Consider the following 26,055-nt stretch of genomic DNA (forward strand, 5'->3'; position numbering starts at 1 on the left):
TCACTCTCCTACTCTATATAGGCCAATTTAGCTGAATCTTGACCAGAAACACCGGCATGGATAGATACACCTGCCCCGTCACGCTTACCATTCAAATAGGCATCAATTGCACGTTTATCGTCCTTAGCTTGCCGTGCTTGATAGGTAGTGATATTTAAGTTTTTATCTTTCCAACTCTTGATCAGGCCTTTTTGTTCAATTGGCACAACAAGCGGCTGTACCTTTGAACTAACTTCTGAGATCCATCCTAAACAATACCAATCAGCTCGATTAGTCTTCGTGGCCTTCTTACAGTTTTTATGAAGGCCAGCAATGAACACCTTTCTATCTGTCATTAACTGACGGTATAGAACGTTGAAACAATACGAAGCAATTTCATCGTTTGGCATAATGCCAATGAACATTACAGCCCCTCTTCGCTTCCACGAAGCATGATCATATTCTTCGGTGAGAACATGAGTCACACCGAATGCGTCATCTACCGCCTTTAACAATTTCAGGACCCAGCCAGGAGGATTAAGTTTATCTACCAATGTCGTAGTTGAACCAACTTCACTCAACATGACATCACCAATTTCAAAGCCATGCTTACGCATCATTGCTTGAGCTCTTGATAAAGCTACAGCTGCCTCATTAGGATTGGGCGACTTAGCTAGGTTAAGCAGCTTCTTAATTTTTTCTAGGTATTTTTTTTGCTCATCAGTCATCACTAAGCCCCCCAGGTAACTACACGTTAGCCATTTGTCTAAAAAAGCGAACTTGACCATCTACCGATTTTTCTAATGAATTACGCGAACGAAACCCAAGCCATAAACCAAGCGCACCACCGATTAATAAAGACCACAACCCCATCCCAAACATTGGCTCAATAGACCAGCCGAATTGATTATTTAACAATCCTGGGCCAATAAAGAAGGCAAGCATAGAAACGCCAGAAACCCCCATAGCAGTTTGCTTCAACGTGTTAGTTAACTCAGTTTGAGTTGCACCATACACAATAGTCGCCTGACAGCCCGTACATACACGAACACCGAATTTTGATTGCGTGTCACAAAAAGGACACTGAACTGTATTATCAGTCATTTAATACTCCATAACGTCTCATTTATAAACCATACTATACAGCCTATAAAAGAAGTTTACCAAACTCATCAAAAAATGCCATAATTAATACATTATTTAGCCATCGGCTAATTGAAAAAAGAAGGGCGCTTTCGAGCTGACCGCAAGCCAGCATTTACATTGTCTCTTCCAGTGGGTTTTCAGTGGGCGTTTCCATAAGCGTCCAGCGGAAACCCACTGGTGACTTGGAGACAAAAATGGAAAATGTATTGGCAGTAATTGAATTAATCGGCGTATTGTTTAAGTGTGGCGTAATTGCCGGTGTAGGGTTCTACATACTAGGACGTTATCGTGCTTATCGCGAAGCGACTATGATCAGAAGAGCTTACAATAGAACAATACTTCGTACTTCAAAAAAAAGGGCTCATGCATGAGCCCTTTTTTTATCTAAATCGTTACCATTCAAACTAGGTAAGTATAAAGACAAGCTACTATATTCCCCTTAAAACCTTTATTTTGTACCCCTACCGTAAACTCTCTTATGGAAACTTTGGGGTCATCACCAATGATATATAAGCATGCTACGCCCTGAATTGGGTGGTGACATAGATGCTCGAAATAACCATAGTCCTTTTTACACCAGCGATTAAGATCACCTTCAACAAGCTTTTTTACTTCACCTTGTAGGTAATCCTCTATGTTTGGCCGGTGTTCTTCATCGATATCATCAAGCTTATACTGGCGTATGTACTCCACTGTTTTATTAAAATTATCAGACTCAAATCTGACCTTCACTTCACTCATTTGTAACTCTCTCGCTCATAGCGCCATATTCACTTATTTGTATTCCATTATTTTAAGCCAGGATTGCGTTGTTAGTAATTGTACCTCTGGCTAAACTTAGCAATAAATATACTACTAAATCATGAAAACAATATGGATTATAGAATTATTGTCCGTTTATTTAGATTTGACGAAGCCTTTTAGCCTAATTACGTGATCTAAATCAAGCAAAGTACCATCATCTAACTTGGCATGACTGACGTACTCGCATAGCAATTTGTATGCCGCTTCTGGACTATCGGAATAATGACGCAGTGCTTTAGTAAAATCCATAGTAATGGAACATACGAGTCTTTTACCTTCAGGCAGCTGAACATGCACTGGCTCCGCGCTGCATTTTTGGTCTACTGATGATTGATTCATGAAAGAGCCCTAACCTCTGACGGCTCAAACCACGCTAACATTTGCTCTTCAGATAAACTAGGAATGGGAATGTTTAGAGAATAGGAGCAATGCACTACCTCTTGTGCAACTGAACCTACAGCTTTTAAAGCTAATTGAGCTTCAACCAACTCTTCCCTGTCAGCTAGGCGTTCGGGTATATCCGGATATGACTTAGTAACAACTTCTGCTTGACGCTTTAACGCACTAAGCGCTTGCTTTAGTATCTGTACACGCTCTTGTTTCATCCCATTACTCTCCATCAATTGTATGAGATAAATTAGAACAGATATCTAGGGGGAACACGCCGGAAAAACCCCTGTTACTTATCAGGAGTTTTAGACATAAAAAAACCCAGTTAAAACTGGGTTATTTATCGACTAGCCAAAATGTGCGCGAGTCACTTCATATTTCATATTGCGAGCTTGGCGAAACTTATACCAAACATAAAGCAAAACAGAGATAGAAACGAAAGACGTGAACATAGACTGTATCATATCGATGATATACATAGGATTTCCTCTTTACGTGTTGAAGGCAGCTCGAAAGCGCCTGTTTTTTTCATGCTGTGAAAACAGCTATAAGAAACCTTAGTTTAGCCCCGACGATCCACCTGGTCAACACCTATAAAATTAGGCATGCCTAATTTTAAAATGAGGATGATGCGGCCCAATTGTTCTATGTAATTGAATGCTCTTTTGAAAAATCTGACAGCTGTTCAGGGGTTATACCCCACTTTGGTTCACCATTAACGTCATGCCAAAGAATATATGCCAGAAATTCTACCAACCCAGTCCGACTTAAACTTGCTTAGCTCTGATCTAGCCATGAAAGCAGATATACATCCTGCGAATAACTTCCCCACGCCACACCTATAGGTAAATCACCCCATTCAACCAACTCAGGACACAAAGAACGAATAGATTGAAACAAGGCCCTATACTCGCTGGTATATTCACCCGATGATTTTTCATACCCCGCACTGGCAAAATGTAAAGGGTTAAACTTTGACTTGTTCATAACAGTTTATCCTATATTTTTATATACGCTTAACGCATAGCATAAGGCTACCTATACCGCTCAAGGCGACAGTTATCCACAATTTCGGTGGAAAACCCCGTGCATAACTATCGATTAGTCCCGCCCTGAAAGGATTTCAAGAGCTCTCTACCTTTTTCCTCGCCATACGCAGCAACATAATCAGTTAGGTCCTTGTAATGATTTTGCTTTGCCACTTCATCAAACTGAGGAATGATCATGAACGTCTTCCCTGGTGTAGCTCTAAGTGTTGTTTCACAAACTTCTACACCCTTATTAGGGGCATCACCATACTGGTCATTGTCTGCCACCAGAATAATTGCAGAGTCTGGACACATTTCGCGTAGTACAGCAACAATGAGCGGAATATTATCAGCATACATTGCCGCAACGCTGTAGGCCTCTGTGAGCTTATATGACATCCCCGCATCAGCTGGGGCTTCCATAACGTAAATACCCTCTCCATTGATCGGTGGACGGCATGGAACAGGGAAGCATGCACCCGATGTATCCAATCCCTTACGAAACGTTTTAACACCCAATTCCGGATAAATACGTTGGATACCCTTGAATTTCCATTGCGCGAGCTCAACCAATTTCAATGCTGTAAATTGCCCAGTCAACTTCCCCATTGTGGTTTCACCAGTAAAGAGCTCAACCCACTGAAATAAATCAGCAACGCCTTTTTTAGCGAAGTATGGGCAAGGGGCTTGAAGCTTAGACAGCATTTTCAACCATCGAAAATCTTTATTTACAGCTTCAGCTTTTAAAGCCCTTTCCTCTTCTCTTCTCTTTTCTGCATTCTTCAGATACTCATTTCGTCGCGTATTATCCGGCTTTACTCTCGATACCCTGGACCCGCCCCGATATGAATCATATTCGTCCATCAAGGCTTTATAACCATCAAAAAGCACAGGTTCTGGAAAATGCTTACGGAAATTATTGAAGCGCACAGAAGGGTATTTAATGGTATAGCTCTCCCCATCCACCTCCCAGGTATGAGTATTTTCAAAACCAATAATTGAAATTCTGTTGTTATCTGCTTTTTCAAGACCAGTAACATCACGGCCTTTGATTACCTCACCAGACAACGTTACGTTAGCTCTTGAGTCATACCAATCAATTGACACTTCTTTCGCTGTATCAGCAATTTGTGAGGCGAACTTATCTAACATCAGGTAAGGATCATTGCGGTAGTAAGCCATTACAAAACCATAAAACCGACTATTGTGTTCGCTTTTTTGTTCGTTTGAATTAGGCATGCCTAATTTAACCTCACTTTTTAACTTGAAAAATATTCTCTAATTTTAAACTCTATGTCATTCAATCCCATTTCATAACCTTCATTGAAAGCTTCGGTAGATTCATCGGGATCGGTTACAGTCTTCTTACTTTCTTCATAGTTATCACCAATCTCTTTCAAAATAGCTAAAACTTGCTTCTCACTTATGACATTAAAATTCATAATTTCACCATATTACTTATTGTTTCGACCCTTCTTGGCGTACAATATAAGTCTCATATGCCTCTGGTCATTTACCAGAAAGAAAAAGAAGGGCGCTTTCGAGCTGACCGCAACCGGCCTCTGTGCCAAGGAGTATGTAAAAACCCTTATTTCATGGATGAAGCGGTGTGGCTGTTCCCACGGTCACACCGCAACCTACATTTACCCTTTTGCCCTCTTTTGTGAATGCGCCTCCAGATATTCCACGCACTCACCTTCCAAAAAATTTTCGTTCACCAGTGCGGTAACAATTTCATCTTCAGAAAAGGTATAACGCGACTTCAGGATCTTAATAGACTCCATAGCCTTTTCATGCTCATCGGCCAGCCGATGTTCATGGAACTCATCAATAATATCTTTAATCACTAAAACTGCTCCTAACGACTCAGGGGCAGAGTGAAAGCTAAATTTTATTTTTCGTTTAACTTTCTCTCTAACTTCAAAGGTTCAACAATGCCAAATGCTTGCAGCATTAAGCGCCAGGTACTGTAGTGAATGTGATATGCACGACCTTCACGTTCAGTAAGCTTGTTAATCTTGTCTGTATTAAAGATACGAAGTGAGTCCAAGAGCCTAAACCAAACATCTTGCGATATTTCCATTGGCTCTTTTTTCCATGCTTCATTATCCCTGGTTGCTAACGCAACCTTCATTTCTTGATTACCAAACTTCAATCGATGTGCGATTTCCATTGGATCAAGTGACAAGATATTCATAAAGGTTCGCAACTCTACAAACGTGGGCGCTCGCCAATTTTCAACACCGAATACACGTTCATCGATAGTGACATCGTGACTACGCGCTGACCGGTTGGTGGTGAAAAACTTTAACTTTGACTCTTCCACACCAAATTGCGCGGCCAGCTGCTCAGCTGTGTAGCCAGTCCATGCAATGAATTGTCGAAGAACTTTTGGTTTTGGAGGCTCAAACCCCTCACCTAATGGTAATAACGTCTCAGGAGGCAGCTTAGGGGCCTCTATATACTCATGTAGAGAACGAATACCGCCTTTATCCAATAAGTCCATCCACTGTTCATGTGTAACGTGGAATGGATTGGTAGGCTGCGCCTTGTGGCTATGCAACAAATGCTTTACCAATGGCTCTTCCATATCGAGAATTCGAGCGATAGCCGAATCTGACATACCTGAGCGAGTTGCAAGAACGCGCACTTCCGAGATATTAGGCTTTACCCATTCCTTAGCGTCATGGCTAAAGATACGAGAACGAAGGAAAGGCTTTTGAGGCTCAAGCTTTACTGGCGTTGCAACGCCAAAGCTTTCAAGCCATAAGCGCCAAGTTGTGTACTGGATACGTTTGCCTTTAACGTAGTTACGGTCTGTAAAATAAGTTCGTAGATGTTTGGGGCTCACATCGGCAAGCTGCGCGAGCTCATTGGTGGACCAACCCACAGCATTTTTGAACTCAGCCAGTTCCGCTGTTGTAGGCGCAACCCATCCATCACCAAACGGCTTCAATACGTCTGGATGCATAGAATTTTTCCTAACAATTTTTTGATACAAATTAGCAAGCACTTTCTGAGTGCCAGAAAGCAGTGAATTGAAATCTGCGATTAAGTCTTGATCTAAATATGGAGTTTGTAACATTTTCATTTCCTCTTTACGTGTAACAGGCAGAGGTAAAACCCTCGCCTTTTTTTAGAACCTAACAGCATTGGTTAGGCACTGAAACATTGGCACATTTTTTAACTGGTATCAACTTCTTTTTCACCAGGTCTTCCCCTGTGGATATTTTTTGCCGCGCAAAATAAGGAAGAGCGAGTTACCCACATACCCACACTAAATCTACGAGTAAAAGAAAGCTCTCCGATGCGCGTGGATATGCTGGATAACTCGCTCTCTCTTTACCTACGGCTTCATGTAACAAGTTCCATTACGCCTTTTGCGCTGCATGCCTGCGGCATGCGTGAACCTTAAAAACCATCGAGGTTTTACGGTTCATCGGCCTTGCTACGCAAGCCCGTCGCTCACCCGCCCGTAGGGAGGGGCATCACGAGCAATAGCCCCTCCTTTTTTGGCGGCCCAGCCGCTCTAGGTTGCGCTATCGCGCCAACCTAGAGCGGCTGGGTTCGTGAGCTTTAGCGCAAAAGGCGCACGGAAAAGCCATCGTGCTTTTCCTGAACGCATAAATACTTTTATAATTATAGCATGTTGCACGGTGTTTACGAACGGCATTTTTAAGGCTATCATGAACGCATAGTTTGAACGGTATATGTGAACGCTTATGAAACCAACTACAAAGGCCTCCAAAGACGTATTGGCAGTAGAGGCAGAAGAAATTTTAAAGTTAAAAGAAGACATCAAACAGAGGCGTAAGAAGCGTAATTTCTCGCGCTCAAAATTAAGGAAATACTTTGCTGAAGCAAAAAGATTAAAGGAAGAATTTGGGTTTTCCTTTGAAGATATCGCCCTGTGGTTGCGTCAATGTAAGCGAGTAAAAATGACAGCTGATGGAGTCAGATCGTCCTATCGTCGTATCGAAAAGGAACTCGAAAACGACCAATCTGAAGAGTAATTTCTATGGCAAAAAAATCTCTAAGACAGCAGGCAGCGGCAGTAATACGCTCAAAGACAGCCTTTAATACAGACAGTAAAAAAGGTGGTAATGCCGACTCAAAATCGGTCCCAGGTAATTATAAATCTTTGCAATCTTTACGCTCAGCTAACGAAACCGTATTGGCATTAGCTAAGATAGCAGAAGATATGAATGTACAGCGGATCAAGCAAATCACGCCAGATAACGCAGAACAATATTTAGGCTTAAAACGAGACAATTTTGCTTCGCAAAAGGCACTAGATAGGGACAGAAAGGCATTATCTATTGCGCTTGGTGTTGAAATTCCACGACTAAAAGCTGTTTCTGAACAGGTTTTAAGCTCACGCGCTTACAGCACTGAACAAATAAATAACGTCACCAAATCTATGACTGATAGAAATGCGCTGGCAGTAAAGATAGCGCACAATGCAGGCCTTAGAGCGCATGAGCTATTAACGCTTAAACGGGCAGATGAAGGTACAAAGACAACATCAAGAACATGGACAGAAGACAGGTTCGCTGGGCGGGATGGTACTGTTTATCTTGTGACAGGGAAGGGCGGTTTAACAAGAGAAGTGCTTATTTCAAATGACTTGGCTAAAGAGTTGGAAAGCAGAAGGCACGAACAACCACAAACGAAAATTGACAGAGGGATTAACTACCTTCAACGCTACGATATTGGTGGCGGTAACGCCCTGTCCTCTTCATTTACTCGCGCCAGTCAACGCGCATTAACATTTTCTCATGGCCTTCACGGTGTACGACATCGGTATGCTCAGGAACGTATTGATGAAATAAAGCTTAAATTCAATGTAGACCATGACAGTGCCAGGGACATCGTTGCTCAAGAGCTTGGGCATTTCCGTGGTGATATTACCGAAGTGTATTTACGTTAAGAAATTAGGCATGCCTAATTTTTGGAGCTAAACCAATGGACAGTTTTAATCCTCATAAAGATTCACCAGTCGCCAGCAATCTATACAGTTGGCGTATTGGAAATACAAGAAGTTGGGCAAAGGCCGTTTATGAGACAGATACAAAAGCATTAGAAGCAGCAAAAGGACATTGTAAAAATAGGCTTGGCGTAGGTAAGTATACGATACACATTGGTGTCACTAAAACTGAATCGGTTGATTGTGAGCCGATCATAAAACGATACAAACAACATTTAGAATATGGCTGGGATAACCCCGAACTATTCAGAGCGATGGCTATCCCCAAAGAACATTGGACACGGTTAACAAATGAAATTGCTCAATTGGTTACGGATAAGTTAGTTGAAGCTTCAGCGCTTAGCAGTAATACCCAAATATCGAAAGTAAAGCATCACTACTTTACAGTTTCGCCATCGGACATAGGGATCGAGCAAACAGGTATTGAAAGTCTGCTCAACCAGATTAAGACAGAGTATCGAACTTCCGCGACTGACTGGCACAAAGTCGATGGCCTGCAAACATTGTTGATTCAACAAGCGCAGCAGCTCATTGAGCAACATCAACACCCGTTTGTCATCAAGTCATTAATGGTTTGGCAGGGATACGAACGAACAAAATGTAGACTACATATAGTGTGTAACAGCTCAATAAAAGCTGGACGATTCTCGCGGAATGCTAACGATACACTATGCAAAAAATCCCCCTCACTCGTAGATGAAGCAGACAACACAAAATTACCATGTATTGCATGTTTAGAAAGGTTATTGAAATTATCATCTGAGGATGAAAAATAAAAACCCCGACTAAGCGGGGTTTATTTATTAGGCAGCTAATTTTTTATCAAGATTGATAAAGCGCTCTGCAATATCGGACAATTCGGCTTTATCAGAATCGACCAATTTATAATACTTGTCTCCAATTTGTCCTACCCATTGAACTAGGTCAAAACAAATACGCTCACTTACATGAAACACTTCAACGCCAGAAACTTTGTGCCAGCGACACGGTGGTAAGCATTCAAATAACCACCAATAATCTTCTGAACTGATCTCTTGCTCTTCCTTCATTTGTTCTTGTCGATAAAGGTTTATCCGAGCGTCATGCTCTTCTGGACCAATTACCTTCAAGCTAACTTCAGGGTTATTCTCAGCCTTATACTTTTCGTATTCAGGCCAAGTCATATCCAACAAATCTTTAGTCTTGTAAAGCGTACCGCTGTATGCGACACGTTCTACACCTTCAGGGTCTGTATAGATAATGCTTTCAGTTACATGAAATTTAGAGATAGGTGCGTTTGCGTCAACAATGTATTTAGTATTGCTCATGGGGTTTACCTCGTTACGTATTGAAGGCAGCTCGAAAGCGCCTGTTTTTGTTGTGGCCGGAGGCCGATATAGAAAATTCAGTATATCATTAGACAAAAAAAATGCACCTCGAAAGGTGCATCTTGTCTAGTCATTACTTGTTTCAAACGTATCGTGTGGTCTACCGCAAGCTTCTTCTAACTCTTCATCCGGAGTGATTAAAAGTCGGCGCAGAAGACCGGCGCGAAGCTCAGCGCCAGTAACATTATCACCGTCATTATCAGAAACAACTTCAAACGCGATATCAAACGCATGATTGAACAGGCCTTTACGATCAGTTGGCTTAGATACATTGTATGTAACTACATAATCGACTGACTGGCCGCAACGTTGTTTCTCATCGAGACGAGTAACATTGTGTGCTACACCAGCATCAACCAGGTACTTTTCAACATATTCAAAAAGCTTACCTTCAGCATAGGGATACCATGCTTCATTTCTGATACCTGCCAATGTTTTTTCAGTGAAGTGAAACATTTTGATGTTTGGCAAAACGATAATTGTCATTGCATTACGTACTGACATATTAAGTCCTCTTTACGTGTTGAAGGCAGCTCGAAAGCGCCTGTTTTTGTTGTGGCCGGAGGCCGATATAGAAAATCCAATATACCATGTACTAGATATAAAAAAACCCCAACATTGCGGGGTTTATTATTAACATTAACTGCTGGTATTTGAATTATACCTGCTCTGATTGTGATTCATCGGAACAAACCTTAACTTCAAACCAATCAACATATATATCTGGATGGCTCTGTAAAGCTTCATATATTTTTTCTTTAGCTTCCCGAATAGAGTCAACATTTTTAACCATAATACAACCATTTGTGGGGTGTAAATCTAACGTTTTCATAGAAAATCCTCTTTACGTGTTAAAGGCAGCTCGAAAGCGCCTGTTTTTGTTGTGGCCGAAGGCCGATATAGAAACTTTAGTATATCAACAGATATAAAAAATGCACCCCAAAGGTGCATTCATCTATTTCAGCCTAATGTGTTCGCCCCGACAATCTGGTTTCAACGTCCACAATACATGCTCTGTATTGCTTACCGCTACTTCCCATTCATCATCAATAACAAACAGATCAACATCGTCTTGATATCTCGAAGTGACTTTACCTTGAAAGTCACCCTTTGAGTTATATACCGGTAATCCAAAATACATAGGACACCTACAAGATTTGATATTGGAGTACATAAGGGTTACTGATCGCTTGCTTATACATTTCCTGCAATGCGTCTCTGGTGCATTCAAATACACGAACCACTTTTTTAGTCGGGCGCTGAATAACAATTTCCAGCATTCCTCGACCTGGCTTTGTTACCTCTGATACACCATCCAGCAACTGTATTCCATCACTGTCTGGACCGTCAGGGAAGGGGACGTAAGCATCACGTATTGCATCACCAACACGTTTAGCTACATCTTCACCACTATGTTCTTTGAAGATCTCAAGAACAGTCTTAAAGTCTCCACGCCACTGATTCGTACCAGTAAACATAGGTTCAAGCCCAAAGGTTTTGTAGATAGGTTTAAGTTTCTTATCACGTTGAAAACAAACTTCCTTCCACTTCGCATACTTCAACTGCTTCGCAAAAACATCACTGGGCATCCCCTCGATAGAGCCTAGAACCGTACCGCCATTTTTATTGTACAAAACGGTTTTAGTGCCACCGGTTATGCCGCGAAAATCATCACTCGTATGTTTCCAGATAAGATCGATATTCTCAGGGGTTTTTAATAGAACGTCAGTAGTCATACTGTTACCTCTTTACGTGTTGAAGGCAGCTCGAAAGCGCCTGTTTTGTTTGTGGCCGATGGCCGATTTAGAAACTTCAATATAGCACGAAAAGAGATAAAATGTAGGGGAGGGTACGCACATAAACCCGCGCCTACCCCCTGCATCATTATACTTTGTATATTATTTTACCGGCCTCGTTTACAATTTCATTTCTAGGTAACTTATCTACAATCACTCCTTTTATGTTGCCTGAAGGATTACCTGTTCTTAAAACATGACCAAACTTCTGCAAGGCAAAACCATCAGCTTCAGTCAACATTTCACATTTGATTTTTTTATCCGATATTAGATTCCCTAAATGATGTATAAACTCACCACATTCCAAGGAAAGCTTTAGCTCATCAGATAACTCGCATTCATTCGGAACTTCTAATTCATTTGATAGTTTTGGTCTAGGTGATACATTTATTTTGTTCTTGGCTAATTCCAAAAAGCCAGTAACGATACCAAGACAAGAAAAAACGATAGAACCTAAAACGATAGAACTTATTACTTCAGGGGTTCTTTCCAAATCCCAAGTCCCATTAAAAGATTCAGGCGATATCTCATAAAAAAGTAAAAATACATAAAAAAGAATTCCTGGACAAACAAGACCCAAAAGTAATACATGCTTGATGAATATCATTATTCCATTTTCTCGATTCATATTAGATAACCATTAGTTAAAATATTCATCTGATACTAACAAATGTAGCTAATAGCTTATCAATAAAACTAGGTATAATTTTAAAGGGTTTTTCACCTTTGAAAAGCTCAAGAAAAAAGCTTCCCGAAGGAAGCTTTATTATTACTTTGCTTTCAGAATGTTTAGCTCGATACCTTGCTGGGAAGCCACAGGGACCAACATGCTAAGCAGTATTTGTAGGTACTTCTCTCGCGTATCAAGGCGAAGTATCTGACGTTCTGCAATGCTGGTATAAGGCTCCATAACACTAAACAAAATACGTTTTGCTTCTCGCAAAGTTGACTCCGCTACCAAGAACGGGCAACACTCACCATCAGCTTTAAACCCCTTCAATGCCATTTCCCGTTTGTGATAATCGTAAAGCTCATTAGCTGCATTGTCTGAAGCTAAATAAAGATCATCCCAACGAGTTATGACTTTACCAACACTTTCGGTAATTCGGCCGCATTGACTGTCCTCAACGACTGGCTTGAACTTATCTAAAGCATCCTTCCGGATACCTTCAGATATAGGCGTAATCATTTCCAGAAAAGCGGTTGCACCTAAAACTGATATCAAAGCACTTGATACAGGCTTAGGCATTTCTTTTTGAATTGGGGCCATACGTTGTTGTAGTTCTGAAGTATTCATAAGTTTCCTCTTTACGTGTTAAAGGCAGCTCGAAAGCGCCTGTTTTATTTGTGGCCGATGGCCTAATTGAACACTTACAGCTTAGCAAATTTATCCTGCTGCAGCATAGTCATTTTCGACTATATAGGTTGTGGCCATCATAGATATTTTTATCTATACTCGATAAAAAAAGGTCCCGAAGGACCTTATTTATTCACCTGAACCAGCGTCAATTGCTTGCCCTGGTTCTATTTCAGAAGTGTTTACTTCCTCTGTTTCAATCATTTCTTTCATCAACTCTGGATCAGCGTCTGGATAAGATGAACAATGCTTTGCCCATCTATCAAGTAACGCCTGATTAGCTTCCGCTTCATCACAACCCAAACCAATAAATTGAAACGACCTTGTTTCTGCAATTTTAAGTAACATACTTACCCCTTTCGACAATGCTCAAGCGCTTCATGAAAATCTTCACAGCTACAAACACTGCCAATCTCTTCATGTGATACTTGGTACTCTTCCCACAATGGGTTATACCTTATGCTGTAACCATTACCGATCAAGAATTTATGTCCGGATTTTGAAAACGATTCAGCGGCAATTTGCCCTTTTTCCCAATAACTAGGCGCTCCTTGGGATAAAGGTGTACGTTTAATGTGTCCATTAAAATATGCACGATAACCATCTGAAAAACCATCCAGCTTACTAATCAAATTGATAGCTTCAGCTTCAGTAGCAAGCGCCCAGATCTCTTTAATCATTCTGGAACGCTTAGCCCCTCGAATACCTAATTCCTTGCAACGTATTTGATGATCCATAACGGCGTACATCGATACTGCAAAATCCTGTTCCAATGCAATCAAATCTGTCTCAATTTGCTGCAAACGAATTTCAGGGGTTATATTTTTAGGTATGGGGGAAACCAAACCTCCATATACAATATAAGAGTATTCGGTAAGCTCGCATAAAGCACCGGCCATTACACATCCATACAGCGCAGATAGAACCGCACTTCGAGATTGCATATCAGCCCCCTCAGAACGTGCTTTAGCTATAATCGCATCAACGTTATTAGCAAGTGTTATTGCATTCTGTCTCATACATTTTCCTCATTACGTGTTGAAGGCAGCTCATAGAGCGCCTATTTTCATTGTGGCCTGCTGGCCGATTAACCATTTCACTATACCAAATTAATTCACTATCGCACCAACTTCATGCCTGAATACGTGTGATTTCATTTTTTATGATCTCCTTGTCTCAATCAAGGCAAGTAAAGCGCTTTGTTCATAAAGTGCCAATGCAAGGCTTCGCGCTTACTCACCCGTTCAGATTCGCTTTGCTCACTTAGCTGCGGCTCCCGTTGAGCCATTTGCCTTTACTTCACTTCCAGCGCTATTTTAACAGCCGATTTCAACAAAAGGAGAATTAAAATGTTTACATCAGCACTCAAATTTACAGGCAAAATTTTCTTGGAGTCAGTTGACGAAGTTTTCTTTGGTAACACTGAAAATAAAAAAACAAATAGCCAGCTTGACCAACTCAATGATGGCTTTGGCAATATCATCGCTGACAACAACGATATGACGTGGCAAGAAGCTGAAACAGCTCAAAGTCTTGGTGAAATGTATGATACTTACTATTAAACAATGCACCTTCGGTAATAAAAAATGCACCCGAAGGTGCATGTATATTAAGCATTGTTAGCTTTCCAGTCATCAACGATTCTGCGTTGTTCTAACTCATCTTTCATGTTTTCAATAGCCCATTTTCTGAATTCCAACTTGGATTCTAAATAAACCCTGATAAACAGTTTCGGTAAGAATTTGCGATAGCGCCTTATCAAATTATCTCGTTTACTGACTCGTTTACTTTCATGATATGCATACCAATAAACAAGCTCATCAGCTTCACTAAACGGCACATACCAAAGACATATAGCCGTGACAAACAAGGCAGTAGAACTTACCTTGTTGCTATAATTTAACCACTTCATACATCACCCCTTGAATATTAAAATTAGGCATGCCTAATTAAAAAAGGACGCTAAGCGTCCTTTATTCGTTACCAATCGAAATGATTAGTTTTGGGGATTACCACCAAGTAAACCGGCAGCTTTTAAGCATTCGATTTCTTGTTTAGTAACGTGACCAACTAACTTTTCAGCTTGAACTTTCATCGCCTTGCGGTTCTGACCATCTTGTTGCCAAGACTCAACAACCAACTTACCTTCAATATCGACTTGATCGCCAGGATTAAAGGCATTTTTACATTGTTTGAGAAAGCGGTTAGTAACCTTAACATCGATAAACGACACTCGCTCAACCCATTGGTTATTGTTGTTTTTATCAAAGTAACCATCATCGTATGCGATGCTCATATTGCCAAAGTATTCACCTGGCTTTTGAGTTGATTCTTTGATGTCAACGAACGATACATTACCAGCGATAAGAACAAGATTTTGCTTAAAGTTTTTCATAGGATATTTCCTCTTTACGTGTTAAAGGCAGCTCGAAAGCGCCTGTTTTGTTTAAAAAAGTAGCATGTACATAGTAATACATGGTTACTTATTGTGCAAACACAAAGCCTCGAAAACCCGCCCTAAAAAAACGAACTTTTTGTCATTTTTGATTAACTTTTTCTATTGGCAAGTCTACGAGTTCTTGGAACTCTACATGGAAAGGGCAGCTCGAAAGCGCCCAATTTTTTACAAATTCGATTAGAAGGTTACACGCGCCAGTTCTTAAGAAAAACAGCTCAATATAATGAGCTGCGCGTGTAGGAACTACACGACTATCCTCTAAGGCTGTGTTCTGACTAGCAGATACACTGGATTATAAGCCTCCCAGGTCGCACCTGGTTGTACCATCGGTCAAAGCCTCCCAGGTAGGGGACGTTGCTATAGGCAACGAATCTCGGCGCGTGGCCTTTTTAAAACTGGATCAAATGAACGAAAGAGGGGGAGGGACGGCCTAATAAAAAACCTTGCCCATACTCACAACCTAGTTGCTCTGACATCTTACGCTGAGATTCTGTTTCAATCCCTTCAGCCAAGACGTAACACCCTTTCACATTTGCGATACTTACTAATGATTTTACAATGGTTTGTTTTATTTCGCTAGACTCTACACCGTTAATTAAGCTACGGTCGATTTTCACGCCATCAATATCCAATTTATCAATAGCGACCATGTTGCAAAATCCGGCACCAAAGTCATCTACAACGACTTTAGCGCCTAATTGTTTAAGCATATAAATAGAGCAATTCACTTGCTCATAATCTTCTATCTGAAAGTCTTCAGTTATTTCAATCTCGATACAAGATGCATCGAGATCACCACCTTGGGCCATATTGTAAAAGCACTGCAAAAATACACTTTTATCACCTTTCTCTAATTCATCAGGCGAAACATTAATTGCTAATTTCAATCCCTTACCGTGGCGCTTTTGTTCAACACTCACTTTGTTCAACATCACAGGCCATAGACGATTCCAGATAGTGCTTTTGTTGAGCCGGTCGATAAATCGACCTGGCCCAACAATTCCGCTAACCGGATGATTCAACCTGAGCAAGCATTCAAACCCTTTTAGTTTGTTTGAACCAAGTGCGAATTGCGGTTGATAGAAATACTGAAAGTGTTCAGCCAACCGCGCATCGATGTGTTTGCTTTTACGAGGCTCAACGAGTCGAGCCGAACGTATACCGGTCATTTGCCCATCTTCCCTTTGATGCCGCCCATAGCTTTACCACCCATACTTTTTCCCATTGACTTACCTTTATTGGCTGCATATGAACCACCTTTTTGACCCGCACTACCAGCACCGCCAGCCATTTTTTGGAATGCGCTATCAGCTCCGGCCATGCCTACCCACCCAAGCGCTGTAGAGAAAAGTAAAGGCGCATACAGGTACAGAGCCGATGCAATCCACTGTGACAACATTTGCGTGTTCACTTCATCAAAATCCACACCTAATGCTGTCATCATCGTGTCATCAATAAGTCGGGAAAGTTCCCAAAAGAACGGCCAAAACATCATTGACATTACAACACCGTGGAACAAACCTATGTACTTCCACTTAAATCCGGACATTAACATAGCAGGCAAATAAGAGATCACTATCACCATAATGATAAAGGGTTTTACCATTGGCATAGACAACTGAAGCATACTTGCACCGCTAAACTGCTCAATCGACTTACCAGCTACACCGATAGTTCCCATTGCCCTGAAAGCCCAGTCAGTAAAACCATCGTCGCCTTGAGTACCATAGTCCGTAGTTGACAGAGAATTAAGTTCAGACAACTTGATAGGAGTAAATAGAGATTGCATTACCACAACGTCTTTTTTGGCAATGAAAACATAACTTCTATTTTTCACACGGTTCAGCTGTGTTGTTAAGGTGTCGTATATTTCATCTTCTTTATCCCTTAACCACTCTTCAACGCCTGCGTAAAGCCTAGTTGAAAGGGCTTCATCTGCGACATAAGGCGTATTGATCACACCTTCCCCTAACCACCACTCTTTACACGTTGGAAAACCATAATCAGCGGGTAGCTGTTCACTTTCCGGTAACTCGTTGACTGAGTTTCCGTAACCTGGACGCGCTTTTCTTGAATAAAAGCCATCACCGTCATAATTGTCGTAATAACCTCTGTCCATGACCAGCTTTCGGCCCCCAGGCCAATTTTGCTCATCACTCAAACCCATATCCCAGTCTGACAGGTACTTACGTCTTGCTGGGTTATAACACCACTGAATAAACTCTTTGGTTTCGTTAAGCAGCGCCTCATCAGTTATACGCTGAGACAGCATACCATCTGAAAGTAAACGAATATCCGTAGAGCATGGCAAATCCTCTACCGCCCAATTTTTAATACCTTGAGACATGCGAAGCGCAACAGCAAACAACACCGGCAAACGAATTTCACGGCCACCAAGTTGAACCTCCATATTTTCAGCTACAAATTCAGCTTCCTCGCCCAAAATCTCAGTTGTAATAGTTCCAGTTCCGGTTGTATCTGACGTACATTGGCGAGAGTAATACTTAATGTCATCAAACTTGAGTCGAACCATTGGATAAAGCGCAAGCTCTAAAGCAAGCAGCATAAAGAAGAGCCCCATTGCAACTGTTCGTAATGAAGATTTAGTATTAAAGTCTTCCATTGATGATTCAGAGGCGCTTTTTACTGCACCAAATATCAGCGCAATCATCGGGATGTAAACCAAACCGGTCTGAGCAAAGATATCCCACAACACATCGTAGATATAAAATGCGAGTGAGATACCATAAGCATCTATCGTGCTATCAACTACCATGCGCCCCCCTTAAAACACCAAGCCTAACAACTCTACAAGCACTAACGTTCCAACAACGTAGGGATAGAGTGTTTTAAGATAAAACACTTGACGATGATTAAGGCTTTGAACACGGCCAAACCACCTTACAAGCTCTTTCCAATAAAAAATCAACAAAACCACAATAGACAGGCGCATAACTGTAAAATAATTGCCAGCACCGTCTATGCGTTTCCCAACTTCCAAAACAGCTTCTTTCTGTTCCATCAAAGAGACTGCAAGGTTAAGCAAAAAGCTAACCCCCAATGTGGCGAGCAACAAAATCCCACCACCAATCAACAGCCATTTGAATACTGCCTTTCTCTCAATATTCATTACTGACCTCGACCTGTCATTTTACGAATGGCATCTGCCATATCTTCACTTGGGGCAACGCCGTTATACTTTTCACGCCCCGCTTTTCTGTTAAGCAGTGTCACGGCAACCGATTGTTTAGTAGATGCTCTTAATTCTGCATCTTGGCGAAGCAAGTCCATTTCTTCACCAAGCTCTGTGATCCGTGAAGTAATGATTTTCACCGCATCGGGGTTTTGCGCCACATGCGCTTCCTTTAGGCCAGACAGCATAATTCGACGAGCAGCTATCAAGCGCTCAACCATATCAACGGTCGCGACCTCTTCAGCTAAACGTTCAACTAACGCGCCTTGATATAAAGATTCACTTTTTAAAGCTTCCATAACTTGTTGAGTTATTGCATAACCAGGTGCAGATATTTCTTTCAAAGTATCAGGGTCATAAACAGTGATAGGGGTATCAAGCAACACAAGCAGACGATCTTCAATACGCCTTTGCTCTTGTTCCATTTTTGCATAAACCCCAGTTCCAGGGGTTGTCTTTAACCGCTCACAATCAACACAAGTTCTAATTGTTGTTTCTCCAACAATATCAGTCACCCAGTCTGCGGCATCACCAGGGCTATCCCAGTATTTAACAAACCACGGCGCTCTATCGTTATCAGGGATGCTCGACCGACTTTTAACATCACGGTTTGCCAACAAATTAACACCCGCTTTTACTGTATCTGCAACCGTATCAATTGGTGGCTGGTGTTTACCAGCAGCTTTATCGCCCCCAACCCATTTAACACCGCCATCACCTTTATCTTTATCAACGTTTTCCTCTACCTGAACAACGTCATCTGATGCGGGATCTGAATCACCCCAATCTTCAAAGCCTGAGACTTCAACCCAGCTTCCAGGTGAACCACCCGTACCGTAGCCTTCGCGAATCATTTTATCGGTCATTTCTTCACAGGAAGCGACAGAAGCATTAAACAATTCACTTGCTTCAAGCTTACCTTGCTGGATGAACTCATACAGTTGCGGGTCAGATCGCGCAATTTCCATCATCGGCCAATTCGATATAGCACCGGTCACACTCGCTAACAGGTCATCACCCAACTTTTCAAGTTGGCCGGTCACGCCATTGAGGATATTGGTAACAGACAGTGACATATCAAAATCACCGCACATTGGCGTTTTCCAACGGACCCCAGCACCTACAGGTATATTTCTATTTCGGCGTTGCTTTATTTTGGCTTTACCACCAATTTCAAACACCAGTCTAGGATCTAATTTATCCTCTGCCGCTGAAGCTTTTGAAACCACAGCCCCATTAGTTAAAAAGAAGGCTGCTACGGCCAATGCAATAACACTTTTTTTCATCATTATCTTCCTGTTGAATCTGTATCAATGGAGAACAAGAACACCTGCCCTTTTTTTTCGCAGCATGTGTAAGGCCTCCATAACTGCCAAGCGTAATTACCATCGTCTGAACGTCTGTGCTGATATCCGTCATAAACGTATTCAGTCATGTTCGGCATGCCGGTATCAATTGTGCGGTCTTTCCGTGTAGAGTCTTCACCAAATATATGACATTGGCTTTCAGCTCTTGGATAGAGCATTTGCCATTTACCCTCTTTCGATGTCCACTCCTTCACTTGACCTGGAGGCCACCAACCATCCTTGCTATTCTTTTCACCAAGGAAGTTATATACATGAAGTGCGGAGCGGTCTGTAACTAAGTCAGCCGCTCGTTGAGCAAAGACAGCCGAAGCTTTATAGGTATCATTTTGCATCAGGCTACCAATGCGGGGATAGACGTTGCCAAACCGCCCTGTAAACAAAAACGTTTCATTCTGCCCATCATTGCGCTCACCAACTTCACGCATACCTGGAACAAACGTGGCAAGTTTAAGGAATTCTGTATAAGGGAATTTCCAAGAGTAATAATCGAGCGTAGACACATAGTAAGGCTGGAATGGCTGAACACCGCTTTCACAACCATAGTCGGTACTACCCAGCACTTCAGATATAGGTAACAAACCAGGACTACCAATGATGTCAACATGACGAGAAATGATTTTAGATGACTGTTTACGCTTATCCTTACCCTTATCTTTAGAGCGATCTTTAGCGGTTATGCGGTCAGCATTAGCCGGAGTGCTACCAGATTGCCCTAAAGATACAAGCTCAGAAACAAACGACATTTCACCCCACGGCGTTTCACCTGGCGTTTGATACACTTGCACAATAGCATCGGGATTGTAGTGCTTAACCTTAATGCTTGTTTCCACACTACAGCTAGGCGGGAAAGGCCTACACTTCAACCAAAAACAAACACCTGTTGGTCGCCATGCAACACAACTAAATGAAAGGCTTTCCTGTATTATTTCAACGCTATTGATATCTGCTTTAGCAGGCAAAGGCTTGAATGAAAAAACAAGCAGCGCGGGGGCCATCATAGACAACAAACGCTTATTCATGAGTGCCACCTTGCTTTTGATAAATTCGCAGGGCCTGATTCACATCAGTAGTTCCGTACACCACATAACGCTCATCAATGACTGTAGCAGGCAACTTATTCACCCCTAACCCATATGCTCTACCAACCCCCTGATAACCATCTACAATTGCTTGTATTTGTATTTTACCCTCTTCACTGTTTGCATACTGGCTCATGAAGGCAGCTGCATCGTCAAGGTTAGTAGGTAGCTTTTTACTGATTTCACCTTGCAGGCCAGCTGGCTTATCCAACTGATAATAAACGAGCTCTATTCCTGCCACTTCAACTTCAGAAACGTTACCGGCACTATAGTCATAGAAGACTTCGATTTTTTTAGGCCATGTATCGGAGAAACCACCTTTAGGCTGCGTACTGGCAACCGCGCTGGATGACGCAAGCGCCAGAACAAATAAAACGTGCTTCGATAGGTACAAAGGACACCCCCAAATATTTCTATAAGGGCATTGTCCAGTAATAAAAAAGGAAATGCTGAGAAAAACCCCAGTGACTTTTACAGGGTTTTTTTAGACAAAGAAAAACCCGCATAAAGCGGGCTTAACTTGAGCTTTAATTAGGCATGCCTAATTTCTAATAGTAAGTGTCGTACAACTCACCACGCGATTGTGCATCTTCCGCCTCTTGGCGAGTCATATGCTCACCATTGACGAACACGCCGCCGATACCGTCATCCAAACCGTCTAATTGGCGCTTATCTTCTGAAGTGTTGTCATCAGAGCCAATAAAAAAGCTAACCAAGAAGAACACTGCAACGGCCAGCACTCCTAAAAATCCTGCAATTCCCATAATGTCACTCCTTAGCTTTAAAGTTTTCCAAAGACTCAATAATTTCGTTGTATCTTTGTTTAACCCAGCTTTTCTTGATTGGTCCCCAGGAATGGAGTTGATACCCGCCAGTCTTTCGCGAACCAACGTACTCAACCTCAATCCCCATATCTCGTATACCATTAATATTAGTCTTAACTGTGTTTTTAGGCCAGTTAAGCAAGCCTACTATTTCGACTGTGGAGATTGGCCCTTGCTCATCTATGATGTATGCAAGAATCAACCTCCTATAGTAAGCACTTTCAAATAGATTTTTTATTTGCATTGAAACCACTGTTTCTGAATATCGCCATCAGACCCAATAGTAACATAAACCCAAAACCTGTGCTGCCGCCACTCTTTTCGCTACCAGTGTCCCCACCAGTATCACCGCCAGAGCTGGCATTATCATTGTCAGTCAATGTAATCGTAATGGTACTTATTGTAACCTCTACACCCGCACCCTCAAGGACAACATCAAATGAAGTATTACCAGCTTCATCATCAGAGTCATCCAGAATCTGAAGTGTTAGTGATTTTTCAGTTTCACCATCAGCGAATGTCAATTCTTGATCTAACGAAGTAAAGTCAGTACCAGCAACCGCACTACCAGCTACCGTGTAAACCCGAACAACAGCTGTTCCTTCAGAACCACCACTTCGAGTAACCGTAATCGTCACACTACCAGCAGCTTCAGAAACGCTAGTCGCTGACGCGCTTAACGCAAATGTACCAGCATCAGGCTCTACCGTATCATCATTATCAAAGATATCGACATTCACGCTCTTGACATCGTACTCAGCAGTTTCGCTAGGACTATTAATTTCAATAGTCAGACTTTCTTTCGTTTCTGCTTTTTGGTCATCAATAGTCACCAAAGTAACTGATTTTTCAACTTCACCTTCAGCAAATACAAGCTGTTCATTTAGAGCAACATAGTCAGACCCAGCAACTGCACTACCAGCTACCGCAGAGACATTAACAACCGCTTCACCAGTACCCCCAACGCGACTTACAACATAAAAACCTGAATCACCTTCATTCAACTCTGAAGGCCCAGCAACCGAGAACATGCCAGCTGTGCCAGTTTGAGCGCCATCAGCAACATTTACCGTTGCAGTAGCCACATCACCAACACTCAACTTATAAGCATATTTCATTGTTACTGAAAAAGACTCAGTGCTTTCGCTCTCACTGTCTTTTACCATTGGGTAGACCACTTCAGCAGTGGCCGCACCCGCTTCAAATTCTGCCAGTACATAAGCATCTACGAAATCAACACCCCATTCCGCAGTATCACTTTCAGCAAATAATTTAACCGATGCAGCTTGCGATAAGTCACCATCACGTTGCAATGTGATCACCACGCCATCTTCTTCATTGCCTGAAAAAGCAGTCTCAGCAAACGATACGACTCCCAACGCCTCAACACCTGCACGGCGCTGAGTAGTTGCCACAAAGTTTTCTTCCAGAACGCGAGCATTGTTAGCTGTATCTTCATTACCACAAACCTCACCACCGCTAGATAAGTCAGGCGAAGAATAATGATGCAGCGTTTTAGCAGCTGGCGAAGCCGAATACATGATTGTGTAATTACCACCACACATCGTTGCTCTCGCGTATTCTGGACCCACATACGCCTTAGCTTCTTCGTGGTTCATACCGATATTATGACCAACTTCGTGTGCAAACGTAGTGTATTGCTCAGGCGCAACATCATTGTCAAGCATGCTTGAATACTCACCGCCTATACCGGCAAGGCCTAACACTGTATCTTCAGGGCGTTGCTCACGAACATATACAACCAGATCGCCTTTCCATTTTTCCTGATAAGCCGTGTACTCAGGGCTTCCTTCATTCAATGCCGCCAGTGAGAAAAGGTAGTCAGCACCGTCTTGAACGATATTGCCATCACCATCAACAACATCTTGATAAGGAACATCATCTGACACCGATTCAACTGCGATGACATCAGACACAGACAGGCGGTAATTCAGACCGTGCGCGGCATAACTTTCGTTAGCGGTCGCAACCCAAGCTTCAATTCGCTTGTGCGCCTCGTATGCACCATATTTTGCGAAATAAGAAGGCTGATAGAACACAACAACATCAGCCACAGCAGCATTTCCAACAGCGGTCGTAGATGATACTGAATAACTTTGAACTGTGCTTTTTGTTGCCACCTTTGGCAAATATTGAACCGGACTTTCATTAACATGAAGCCCACGAATATCAGCGCCTGTTCCCGCCGTTGCAGAAGCAGCCATTACCGACAAACATACTGTGCTGATTAGTTTTTTCATTACGAATTCCCAAAATTAAAGCTCCCTTAGACTATACCGCTGCGGTATAGTTACGTCAAGGCTATTATTAGTTTTTTATATTCATTTTCTGATTTACCTGGTAACAACTCAGGTAAAACGATATCCATCATATAACGTCGAACATCAGTGGGAATGCGCTCTAGCGTGTACCCACGACCCTCCATTTTGGAGGGCCAGCTTTCGGTATATTTTGTGCCACAGTGGTTGTTTAATTCCTCTATGGCCGCTTTTTGTGTTTTTGTCTTTTTCTCAATTTCCAGCCATTGCAGGAAAAGGCCTTTTTCATTCATAATTTTTTACTCAAGAGTGTGGAATCTAACAGTCACGCTAAAGGCTCTTGTTTCACCAGTAGGCTTATGACGTACTGAAACGGCAGCCGAATAATTTTGGTCGCCAGTGCGAGGTCTGAAATCGAACTTACACGAATATGAAGTGCCGGTACAATCTCCGGACCAGGTAATATCCCAATCAGATAGCGTGTTAAACTGAAAATGCTCTCGACCTAAATACTCACCCACACTTAGAAGCGCAGTATAAGTATTATCAGGCCAACCATTAGCCATACACGAATTTTGTTTAGCTGTATCAAATGCAGCAGTATCAACAAAACAACCAGCTACAACGTTTCTGAATGGATCATTTGGCGTTGTATTTGTGTAAGAGACATTCACACTGTCTGAAGCCGTGCGACTTGTATAATGGCTATTAGTCACGATCAACTGAATGCTACCAGAGGCGCTTTCTTGTGGCCCTAACGAACTTGATACTCTGCATGATGGAGAAGCACTACCGCCTTTGGCAATAGTACCACCACTACATCCGGAAAAGCTCAGCCCACTCCCCGATGTCACCCAGCTATAAGAACAGCCCTGCCTACATCCCGAAATTGAACCAGTAGCAGTGCCAGAAAAGCTTGAACGTGCCGCAGCCGAATTACACGAAGAACAAGTTAGATTCACGCTAGGCGTTTGCGGAATGCAGTATTTAGTGACATCTACGCAGTTATCCAGCTTACTTCTTTGCTCAGTAATCAAAAGGTGATTGTTATTAACAGAGCTTTGAGAAGTGTAAAAGTCATTATTACTGGTGAATGAACCGCCATTAAATTGATTTGCTGTGACAGTGTTATAGTTCGCGCTTGTACCGCTTACGCTGGCAATGTTCCCCGAATTAATGTTAGCTGTAGTGACGTTAATACCTGAAGCGCTAAGCGCCCCCAGCACGGTCAGTTTTGATGCAGACGCATTACCTACAGACGAACTGTTAGATTCAATAATGTTAGTCTGAAGGCTATTATTCACCGTCAGGTTTGATGCAGATACAGACCCCACAGAAGCATCGCCAGAAACGCTACCAGAACCAACCTCAACATCAACTGAAGTAAACTCATTAGCACTAACATCAATACTATCAACATTAGCCAAGTTAGCATTAGCAGCCGTTAAATCAGTCACATCAGCTGAACCCGCTGTCAACTCTGTTATATTTGCCTTATTCGATGACAAATTACCAACTGAAGCAGTATCAGCATTAAACGAAACAACCCTAAGCGTATCCACTGTACCACTGTTATAGTCCAGCGTATTACCCGATAATGTCGTGATTGCTCCGTTACCATAGGTCAGCTGATCACCATTCAGGGTATCCACCGTGCCGCTGTTATAGTCCAGTGCATTACCCGATAATGTCGTGATTGTTCCGTTACCATAGGTCAGCTGATCACCACTTAGCGTATCCACCGTGCCGCTGTTATAGTCCAGCGTGTTACCCGATAATGCCGTGATTGTTCCCTTACCATAGGTCAGTTGATTACCGCTCAGGGTGTCCACCGTGCCGCTGTTATAGTCCAACGTGTTACCACTCAAGGTATCCACCGTGCCGCTGTTATAGTCCAACGTGTTACCACTCAAGCTGTCCACCGTGCCGCTGTTATAGTCCAGCGTGTTACCCGATAATGCCGTGATTGTTCCGTTACCATAGGTCAGCTGATCACCACTC

34 protein-coding genes and 1 pseudogene are annotated in these 26,055 nt (G+C 42.2%); 4 read left to right on the plus strand and 31 right to left on the minus strand.

Annotated elements, in window-relative coordinates:
- Nucleotides 1-8 precede the first annotated feature (8 nt).
- The 10 genes from HUS62_RS13005 to HUS62_RS13050 form a co-directional block, all read right to left on the minus strand.
- Nucleotides 9-707: a DUF2786 domain-containing protein gene (locus HUS62_RS13005; RefSeq protein WP_175079868.1), complete on the minus strand. Its 699-nt coding sequence runs from the start codon at nt 705-707 to the stop codon at nt 9-11.
- A 19-nt stretch (nt 708-726) separates the two neighbouring features.
- Nucleotides 727-1,083: a hypothetical protein gene (locus HUS62_RS13010; protein ID WP_175079869.1), complete on the minus strand. Its 357-nt coding sequence runs from the start codon at nt 1,081-1,083 to the stop codon at nt 727-729.
- A 441-nt stretch (nt 1,084-1,524) separates the two neighbouring features.
- A complete protein-coding gene (locus tag HUS62_RS13015) occupies nt 1,525-1,866 on the minus strand; it encodes a hypothetical protein (protein WP_175079870.1) in 342 nt (113 codons plus the stop codon).
- 156 nt (nt 1,867-2,022) lie between these two features.
- A complete protein-coding gene (locus HUS62_RS13020) occupies nt 2,023-2,268 on the minus strand; it encodes a hypothetical protein (protein WP_175079871.1) in 246 nt (81 codons plus the stop codon).
- Nucleotides 2,265-2,534: a hypothetical protein gene (locus HUS62_RS13025; RefSeq protein WP_175079872.1), complete on the minus strand. Its 270-nt coding sequence runs from the start codon at nt 2,532-2,534 to the stop codon at nt 2,265-2,267. Before HUS62_RS13025 ends, HUS62_RS13020 begins: the two co-directional genes overlap by 4 nt.
- Before the next feature lie 562 nt (nt 2,535-3,096).
- Nucleotides 3,097-3,306 carry a hypothetical protein gene (locus tag HUS62_RS13030; protein ID WP_175079873.1) on the minus strand — a complete coding sequence of 70 codons (210 nt, stop codon included), beginning with the start codon at nt 3,304-3,306 and terminating at the stop codon, nt 3,097-3,099.
- A gap of 107 nt (nt 3,307-3,413) precedes the next feature.
- The gene (locus HUS62_RS13035; protein ID WP_175079874.1) at nt 3,414-4,586 is read right to left on the minus strand and encodes a hypothetical protein; all 1,173 of its coding nucleotides are present in this window, start codon (nt 4,584-4,586) and stop codon (nt 3,414-3,416) included.
- A gap of 20 nt (nt 4,587-4,606) precedes the next feature.
- The gene (locus HUS62_RS13040; protein WP_175079875.1) at nt 4,607-4,789 is read right to left on the minus strand and encodes a hypothetical protein; all 183 of its coding nucleotides are present in this window, start codon (nt 4,787-4,789) and stop codon (nt 4,607-4,609) included.
- A 201-nt stretch (nt 4,790-4,990) separates the two neighbouring features.
- A complete protein-coding gene (locus HUS62_RS13045) occupies nt 4,991-5,194 on the minus strand; it encodes a hypothetical protein (RefSeq protein WP_175079876.1) in 204 nt (67 codons plus the stop codon).
- Nucleotides 5,195-5,238: 44 nt separating this feature from the next.
- On the minus strand, nt 5,239-6,432 hold the full coding sequence (locus HUS62_RS13050) for a hypothetical protein (protein ID WP_175079877.1): 1,194 nt from the start codon (nt 6,430-6,432) through the stop codon (nt 5,239-5,241).
- A 637-nt stretch (nt 6,433-7,069) separates the two neighbouring features.
- Here HUS62_RS13050 and HUS62_RS13055 point away from each other — a divergent pair.
- Genes HUS62_RS13055 through HUS62_RS13065 form a run of 3 tightly spaced genes read left to right on the plus strand, consistent with a single transcriptional unit; the run spans nt 7,070 to nt 9,110 of the window.
- Nucleotides 7,070-7,360, plus strand: coding sequence for a hypothetical protein (locus HUS62_RS13055; protein ID WP_175079878.1), 291 nt, complete (start codon nt 7,070-7,072; stop codon nt 7,358-7,360).
- A gap of 5 nt (nt 7,361-7,365) precedes the next feature.
- Nucleotides 7,366-8,277: an integrase domain-containing protein gene (locus HUS62_RS13060; RefSeq protein ID WP_175079879.1), complete on the plus strand. Its 912-nt coding sequence runs from the start codon at nt 7,366-7,368 to the stop codon at nt 8,275-8,277.
- A gap of 35 nt (nt 8,278-8,312) precedes the next feature.
- Entirely contained in the window at nt 8,313-9,110 is a 798-nt protein-coding gene (locus HUS62_RS13065) for a hypothetical protein (RefSeq protein ID WP_175079880.1), read from the plus strand.
- 27 nt (nt 9,111-9,137) lie between these two features.
- Here the strand turns inward: HUS62_RS13065 and HUS62_RS13070 are convergent, their stop codons facing one another.
- The 8 genes from HUS62_RS13070 to HUS62_RS13105 form a co-directional block, all read right to left on the minus strand.
- Complete coding sequence (locus HUS62_RS13070) at nt 9,138-9,641, minus strand: hypothetical protein (protein WP_175079881.1); 504 nt, start codon at nt 9,639-9,641, stop codon at nt 9,138-9,140.
- Between the two features lie 126 nt (nt 9,642-9,767).
- Nucleotides 9,768-10,205 carry a hypothetical protein gene (locus tag HUS62_RS13075; protein ID WP_175079882.1) on the minus strand — a complete coding sequence of 146 codons (438 nt, stop codon included), beginning with the start codon at nt 10,203-10,205 and terminating at the stop codon, nt 9,768-9,770.
- 154 nt (nt 10,206-10,359) lie between these two features.
- Nucleotides 10,360-10,533 carry a hypothetical protein gene (locus tag HUS62_RS13080; RefSeq protein WP_175079883.1) on the minus strand — a complete coding sequence of 58 codons (174 nt, stop codon included), beginning with the start codon at nt 10,531-10,533 and terminating at the stop codon, nt 10,360-10,362.
- Between the two features lie 316 nt (nt 10,534-10,849).
- Nucleotides 10,850-11,437: a hypothetical protein gene (locus HUS62_RS13085; RefSeq protein WP_175079884.1), complete on the minus strand. Its 588-nt coding sequence runs from the start codon at nt 11,435-11,437 to the stop codon at nt 10,850-10,852.
- Nucleotides 11,438-11,585: 148 nt separating this feature from the next.
- Entirely contained in the window at nt 11,586-12,125 is a 540-nt protein-coding gene (locus HUS62_RS13090; protein ID WP_175079885.1) for a hypothetical protein, read from the minus strand.
- A 141-nt stretch (nt 12,126-12,266) separates the two neighbouring features.
- Nucleotides 12,267-12,794: a hypothetical protein gene (locus tag HUS62_RS13095; RefSeq protein WP_175079886.1), complete on the minus strand. Its 528-nt coding sequence runs from the start codon at nt 12,792-12,794 to the stop codon at nt 12,267-12,269.
- Nucleotides 12,795-12,983: 189 nt separating this feature from the next.
- Entirely contained in the window at nt 12,984-13,202 is a 219-nt protein-coding gene (locus HUS62_RS13100) for a hypothetical protein (RefSeq protein ID WP_175079887.1), read from the minus strand.
- A gap of 2 nt (nt 13,203-13,204) precedes the next feature.
- Nucleotides 13,205-13,873: a hypothetical protein gene (locus HUS62_RS13105; protein WP_175079888.1), complete on the minus strand. Its 669-nt coding sequence runs from the start codon at nt 13,871-13,873 to the stop codon at nt 13,205-13,207.
- A 330-nt stretch (nt 13,874-14,203) separates the two neighbouring features.
- Between HUS62_RS13105 and HUS62_RS13110 the strand changes: the two genes are divergently transcribed.
- Nucleotides 14,204-14,416 carry a hypothetical protein gene (locus tag HUS62_RS13110; RefSeq protein ID WP_175079889.1) on the plus strand — a complete coding sequence of 71 codons (213 nt, stop codon included), beginning with the start codon at nt 14,204-14,206 and terminating at the stop codon, nt 14,414-14,416.
- A gap of 47 nt (nt 14,417-14,463) precedes the next feature.
- On the opposite strand, the gene HUS62_RS13115 is transcribed toward HUS62_RS13110, so the two are convergent.
- The 13 genes and pseudogenes from HUS62_RS13115 to HUS62_RS13175 all read right to left on the minus strand — a co-directional run.
- Nucleotides 14,464-14,766 (minus strand): hypothetical protein, encoded by a 303-nt coding sequence (locus tag HUS62_RS13115; RefSeq protein WP_175079890.1) that lies wholly within the window; start codon nt 14,764-14,766, stop codon nt 14,464-14,466.
- Between the two features lie 84 nt (nt 14,767-14,850).
- Nucleotides 14,851-15,249, minus strand: a complete 399-nt coding sequence (locus HUS62_RS13120) for a single-stranded DNA-binding protein (RefSeq protein WP_175079891.1) — start codon at nt 15,247-15,249, stop codon at nt 14,851-14,853.
- Between the two features lie 452 nt (nt 15,250-15,701).
- Nucleotides 15,702-16,481, minus strand: a complete 780-nt coding sequence (locus tag HUS62_RS13125) for an EAL domain-containing protein (RefSeq protein WP_175079892.1) — start codon at nt 16,479-16,481, stop codon at nt 15,702-15,704.
- On the minus strand, nt 16,478-18,088 hold the full coding sequence (locus tag HUS62_RS13130; protein WP_175079893.1) for a conjugal transfer protein TraG N-terminal domain-containing protein: 1,611 nt from the start codon (nt 18,086-18,088) through the stop codon (nt 16,478-16,480). The genes HUS62_RS13125 and HUS62_RS13130 overlap by 4 nt, the downstream gene beginning before the upstream one ends.
- Nucleotides 18,089-18,097: 9 nt before the next feature.
- Complete coding sequence (locus HUS62_RS13135) at nt 18,098-18,442, minus strand: hypothetical protein (RefSeq protein WP_175079894.1); 345 nt, start codon at nt 18,440-18,442, stop codon at nt 18,098-18,100.
- A complete protein-coding gene (locus tag HUS62_RS13140; RefSeq protein WP_175079895.1) occupies nt 18,442-19,794 on the minus strand; it encodes an integrating conjugative element protein in 1,353 nt (450 codons plus the stop codon). The genes HUS62_RS13135 and HUS62_RS13140 overlap by 1 nt, the downstream gene beginning before the upstream one ends.
- Nucleotides 19,794-20,870: a TIGR03756 family integrating conjugative element protein gene (locus HUS62_RS13145; protein ID WP_175079896.1), complete on the minus strand. Its 1,077-nt coding sequence runs from the start codon at nt 20,868-20,870 to the stop codon at nt 19,794-19,796. The genes HUS62_RS13140 and HUS62_RS13145 overlap by 1 nt, the downstream gene beginning before the upstream one ends.
- A 13-nt stretch (nt 20,871-20,883) precedes the next feature.
- A complete protein-coding gene (locus tag HUS62_RS13150) occupies nt 20,884-21,345 on the minus strand; it encodes a TIGR03757 family integrating conjugative element protein (RefSeq protein WP_175079897.1) in 462 nt (153 codons plus the stop codon).
- Nucleotides 21,346-21,499: 154 nt separating this feature from the next.
- Nucleotides 21,500-21,715 carry a hypothetical protein gene (locus HUS62_RS13155; protein ID WP_175079898.1) on the minus strand — a complete coding sequence of 72 codons (216 nt, stop codon included), beginning with the start codon at nt 21,713-21,715 and terminating at the stop codon, nt 21,500-21,502.
- Nucleotides 21,716-21,719: 4 nt separating this feature from the next.
- On the minus strand, nt 21,720-22,019 hold the full coding sequence (locus HUS62_RS23505; RefSeq protein WP_175079899.1) for a helix-turn-helix domain-containing protein: 300 nt from the start codon (nt 22,017-22,019) through the stop codon (nt 21,720-21,722).
- Entirely contained in the window at nt 21,997-24,036 is a 2,040-nt protein-coding gene (locus HUS62_RS13165; protein ID WP_175079900.1) for a Calx-beta domain-containing protein, read from the minus strand. Before HUS62_RS13165 ends, HUS62_RS23505 begins: the two co-directional genes overlap by 23 nt.
- A gap of 50 nt (nt 24,037-24,086) precedes the next feature.
- A complete protein-coding gene (locus tag HUS62_RS13170) occupies nt 24,087-24,347 on the minus strand; it encodes a hypothetical protein (RefSeq protein ID WP_175079901.1) in 261 nt (86 codons plus the stop codon).
- Between the two features lie 6 nt (nt 24,348-24,353).
- Nucleotides 24,354-26,055: pseudogene (locus HUS62_RS13175) on the minus strand (hypothetical protein); the annotation flags it as partial.

It is taken from the genome of Pseudoalteromonas sp. 0303, assembly GCF_013349995.1.
Lineage (GTDB): Bacteria > Pseudomonadota > Gammaproteobacteria > Enterobacterales > Alteromonadaceae > Pseudoalteromonas.

Coding starts and splice junctions, on each gene's coding strand:
- HUS62_RS13005 (WP_175079868.1), bottom strand. CDS start 707: ATGACTGATGAGCAAAAAAAATACCTAGAAAAAATTAAGAAGCTGCTT.
- HUS62_RS13010 (WP_175079869.1), bottom strand. CDS start 1,083: ATGACTGATAATACAGTTCAGTGTCCTTTTTGTGACACGCAATCAAAA.
- HUS62_RS13015 (WP_175079870.1), bottom strand. CDS start 1,866: ATGAGTGAAGTGAAGGTCAGATTTGAGTCTGATAATTTTAATAAAACA.
- HUS62_RS13020 (WP_175079871.1), bottom strand. CDS start 2,268: ATGAATCAATCATCAGTAGACCAAAAATGCAGCGCGGAGCCAGTGCAT.
- HUS62_RS13025 (WP_175079872.1), bottom strand. CDS start 2,534: ATGAAACAAGAGCGTGTACAGATACTAAAGCAAGCGCTTAGTGCGTTA.
- HUS62_RS13030 (WP_175079873.1), bottom strand. CDS start 3,306: ATGAACAAGTCAAAGTTTAACCCTTTACATTTTGCCAGTGCGGGGTAT.
- HUS62_RS13035 (WP_175079874.1), bottom strand. CDS start 4,586: ATGCCTAATTCAAACGAACAAAAAAGCGAACACAATAGTCGGTTTTAT.
- HUS62_RS13040 (WP_175079875.1), bottom strand. CDS start 4,789: ATGAATTTTAATGTCATAAGTGAGAAGCAAGTTTTAGCTATTTTGAAA.
- HUS62_RS13050 (WP_175079877.1), bottom strand. CDS start 6,432: ATGTTACAAACTCCATATTTAGATCAAGACTTAATCGCAGATTTCAAT.
- HUS62_RS13055 (WP_175079878.1), top strand. CDS start 7,070: ATGAAACCAACTACAAAGGCCTCCAAAGACGTATTGGCAGTAGAGGCA.
- HUS62_RS13060 (WP_175079879.1), top strand. CDS start 7,366: ATGGCAAAAAAATCTCTAAGACAGCAGGCAGCGGCAGTAATACGCTCA.
- HUS62_RS13065 (WP_175079880.1), top strand. CDS start 8,313: ATGGACAGTTTTAATCCTCATAAAGATTCACCAGTCGCCAGCAATCTA.
- HUS62_RS13070 (WP_175079881.1), bottom strand. CDS start 9,641: ATGAGCAATACTAAATACATTGTTGACGCAAACGCACCTATCTCTAAA.
- HUS62_RS13075 (WP_175079882.1), bottom strand. CDS start 10,205: ATGTCAGTACGTAATGCAATGACAATTATCGTTTTGCCAAACATCAAA.
- HUS62_RS13080 (WP_175079883.1), bottom strand. CDS start 10,533: ATGAAAACGTTAGATTTACACCCCACAAATGGTTGTATTATGGTTAAA.
- HUS62_RS13085 (WP_175079884.1), bottom strand. CDS start 11,437: ATGACTACTGACGTTCTATTAAAAACCCCTGAGAATATCGATCTTATC.
- HUS62_RS13090 (WP_175079885.1), bottom strand. CDS start 12,125: ATGAATCGAGAAAATGGAATAATGATATTCATCAAGCATGTATTACTT.
- HUS62_RS13095 (WP_175079886.1), bottom strand. CDS start 12,794: ATGAATACTTCAGAACTACAACAACGTATGGCCCCAATTCAAAAAGAA.
- HUS62_RS13100 (WP_175079887.1), bottom strand. CDS start 13,202: ATGTTACTTAAAATTGCAGAAACAAGGTCGTTTCAATTTATTGGTTTG.
- HUS62_RS13105 (WP_175079888.1), bottom strand. CDS start 13,873: ATGAGACAGAATGCAATAACACTTGCTAATAACGTTGATGCGATTATA.
- HUS62_RS13110 (WP_175079889.1), top strand. CDS start 14,204: ATGTTTACATCAGCACTCAAATTTACAGGCAAAATTTTCTTGGAGTCA.
- HUS62_RS13115 (WP_175079890.1), bottom strand. CDS start 14,766: ATGAAGTGGTTAAATTATAGCAACAAGGTAAGTTCTACTGCCTTGTTT.
- HUS62_RS13120 (WP_175079891.1), bottom strand. CDS start 15,249: ATGAAAAACTTTAAGCAAAATCTTGTTCTTATCGCTGGTAATGTATCG.
- HUS62_RS13125 (WP_175079892.1), bottom strand. CDS start 16,481: ATGACCGGTATACGTTCGGCTCGACTCGTTGAGCCTCGTAAAAGCAAA.
- HUS62_RS13130 (WP_175079893.1), bottom strand. CDS start 18,088: ATGGTAGTTGATAGCACGATAGATGCTTATGGTATCTCACTCGCATTT.
- HUS62_RS13135 (WP_175079894.1), bottom strand. CDS start 18,442: ATGAATATTGAGAGAAAGGCAGTATTCAAATGGCTGTTGATTGGTGGT.
- HUS62_RS13140 (WP_175079895.1), bottom strand. CDS start 19,794: ATGATGAAAAAAAGTGTTATTGCATTGGCCGTAGCAGCCTTCTTTTTA.
- HUS62_RS13145 (WP_175079896.1), bottom strand. CDS start 20,870: ATGATGGCCCCCGCGCTGCTTGTTTTTTCATTCAAGCCTTTGCCTGCT.
- HUS62_RS13155 (WP_175079898.1), bottom strand. CDS start 21,715: ATGGGAATTGCAGGATTTTTAGGAGTGCTGGCCGTTGCAGTGTTCTTC.
- HUS62_RS23505 (WP_175079899.1), bottom strand. CDS start 22,019: ATGCAAATAAAAAATCTATTTGAAAGTGCTTACTATAGGAGGTTGATT.
- HUS62_RS13165 (WP_175079900.1), bottom strand. CDS start 24,036: ATGAAAAAACTAATCAGCACAGTATGTTTGTCGGTAATGGCTGCTTCT.
- HUS62_RS13170 (WP_175079901.1), bottom strand. CDS start 24,347: ATGAATGAAAAAGGCCTTTTCCTGCAATGGCTGGAAATTGAGAAAAAG.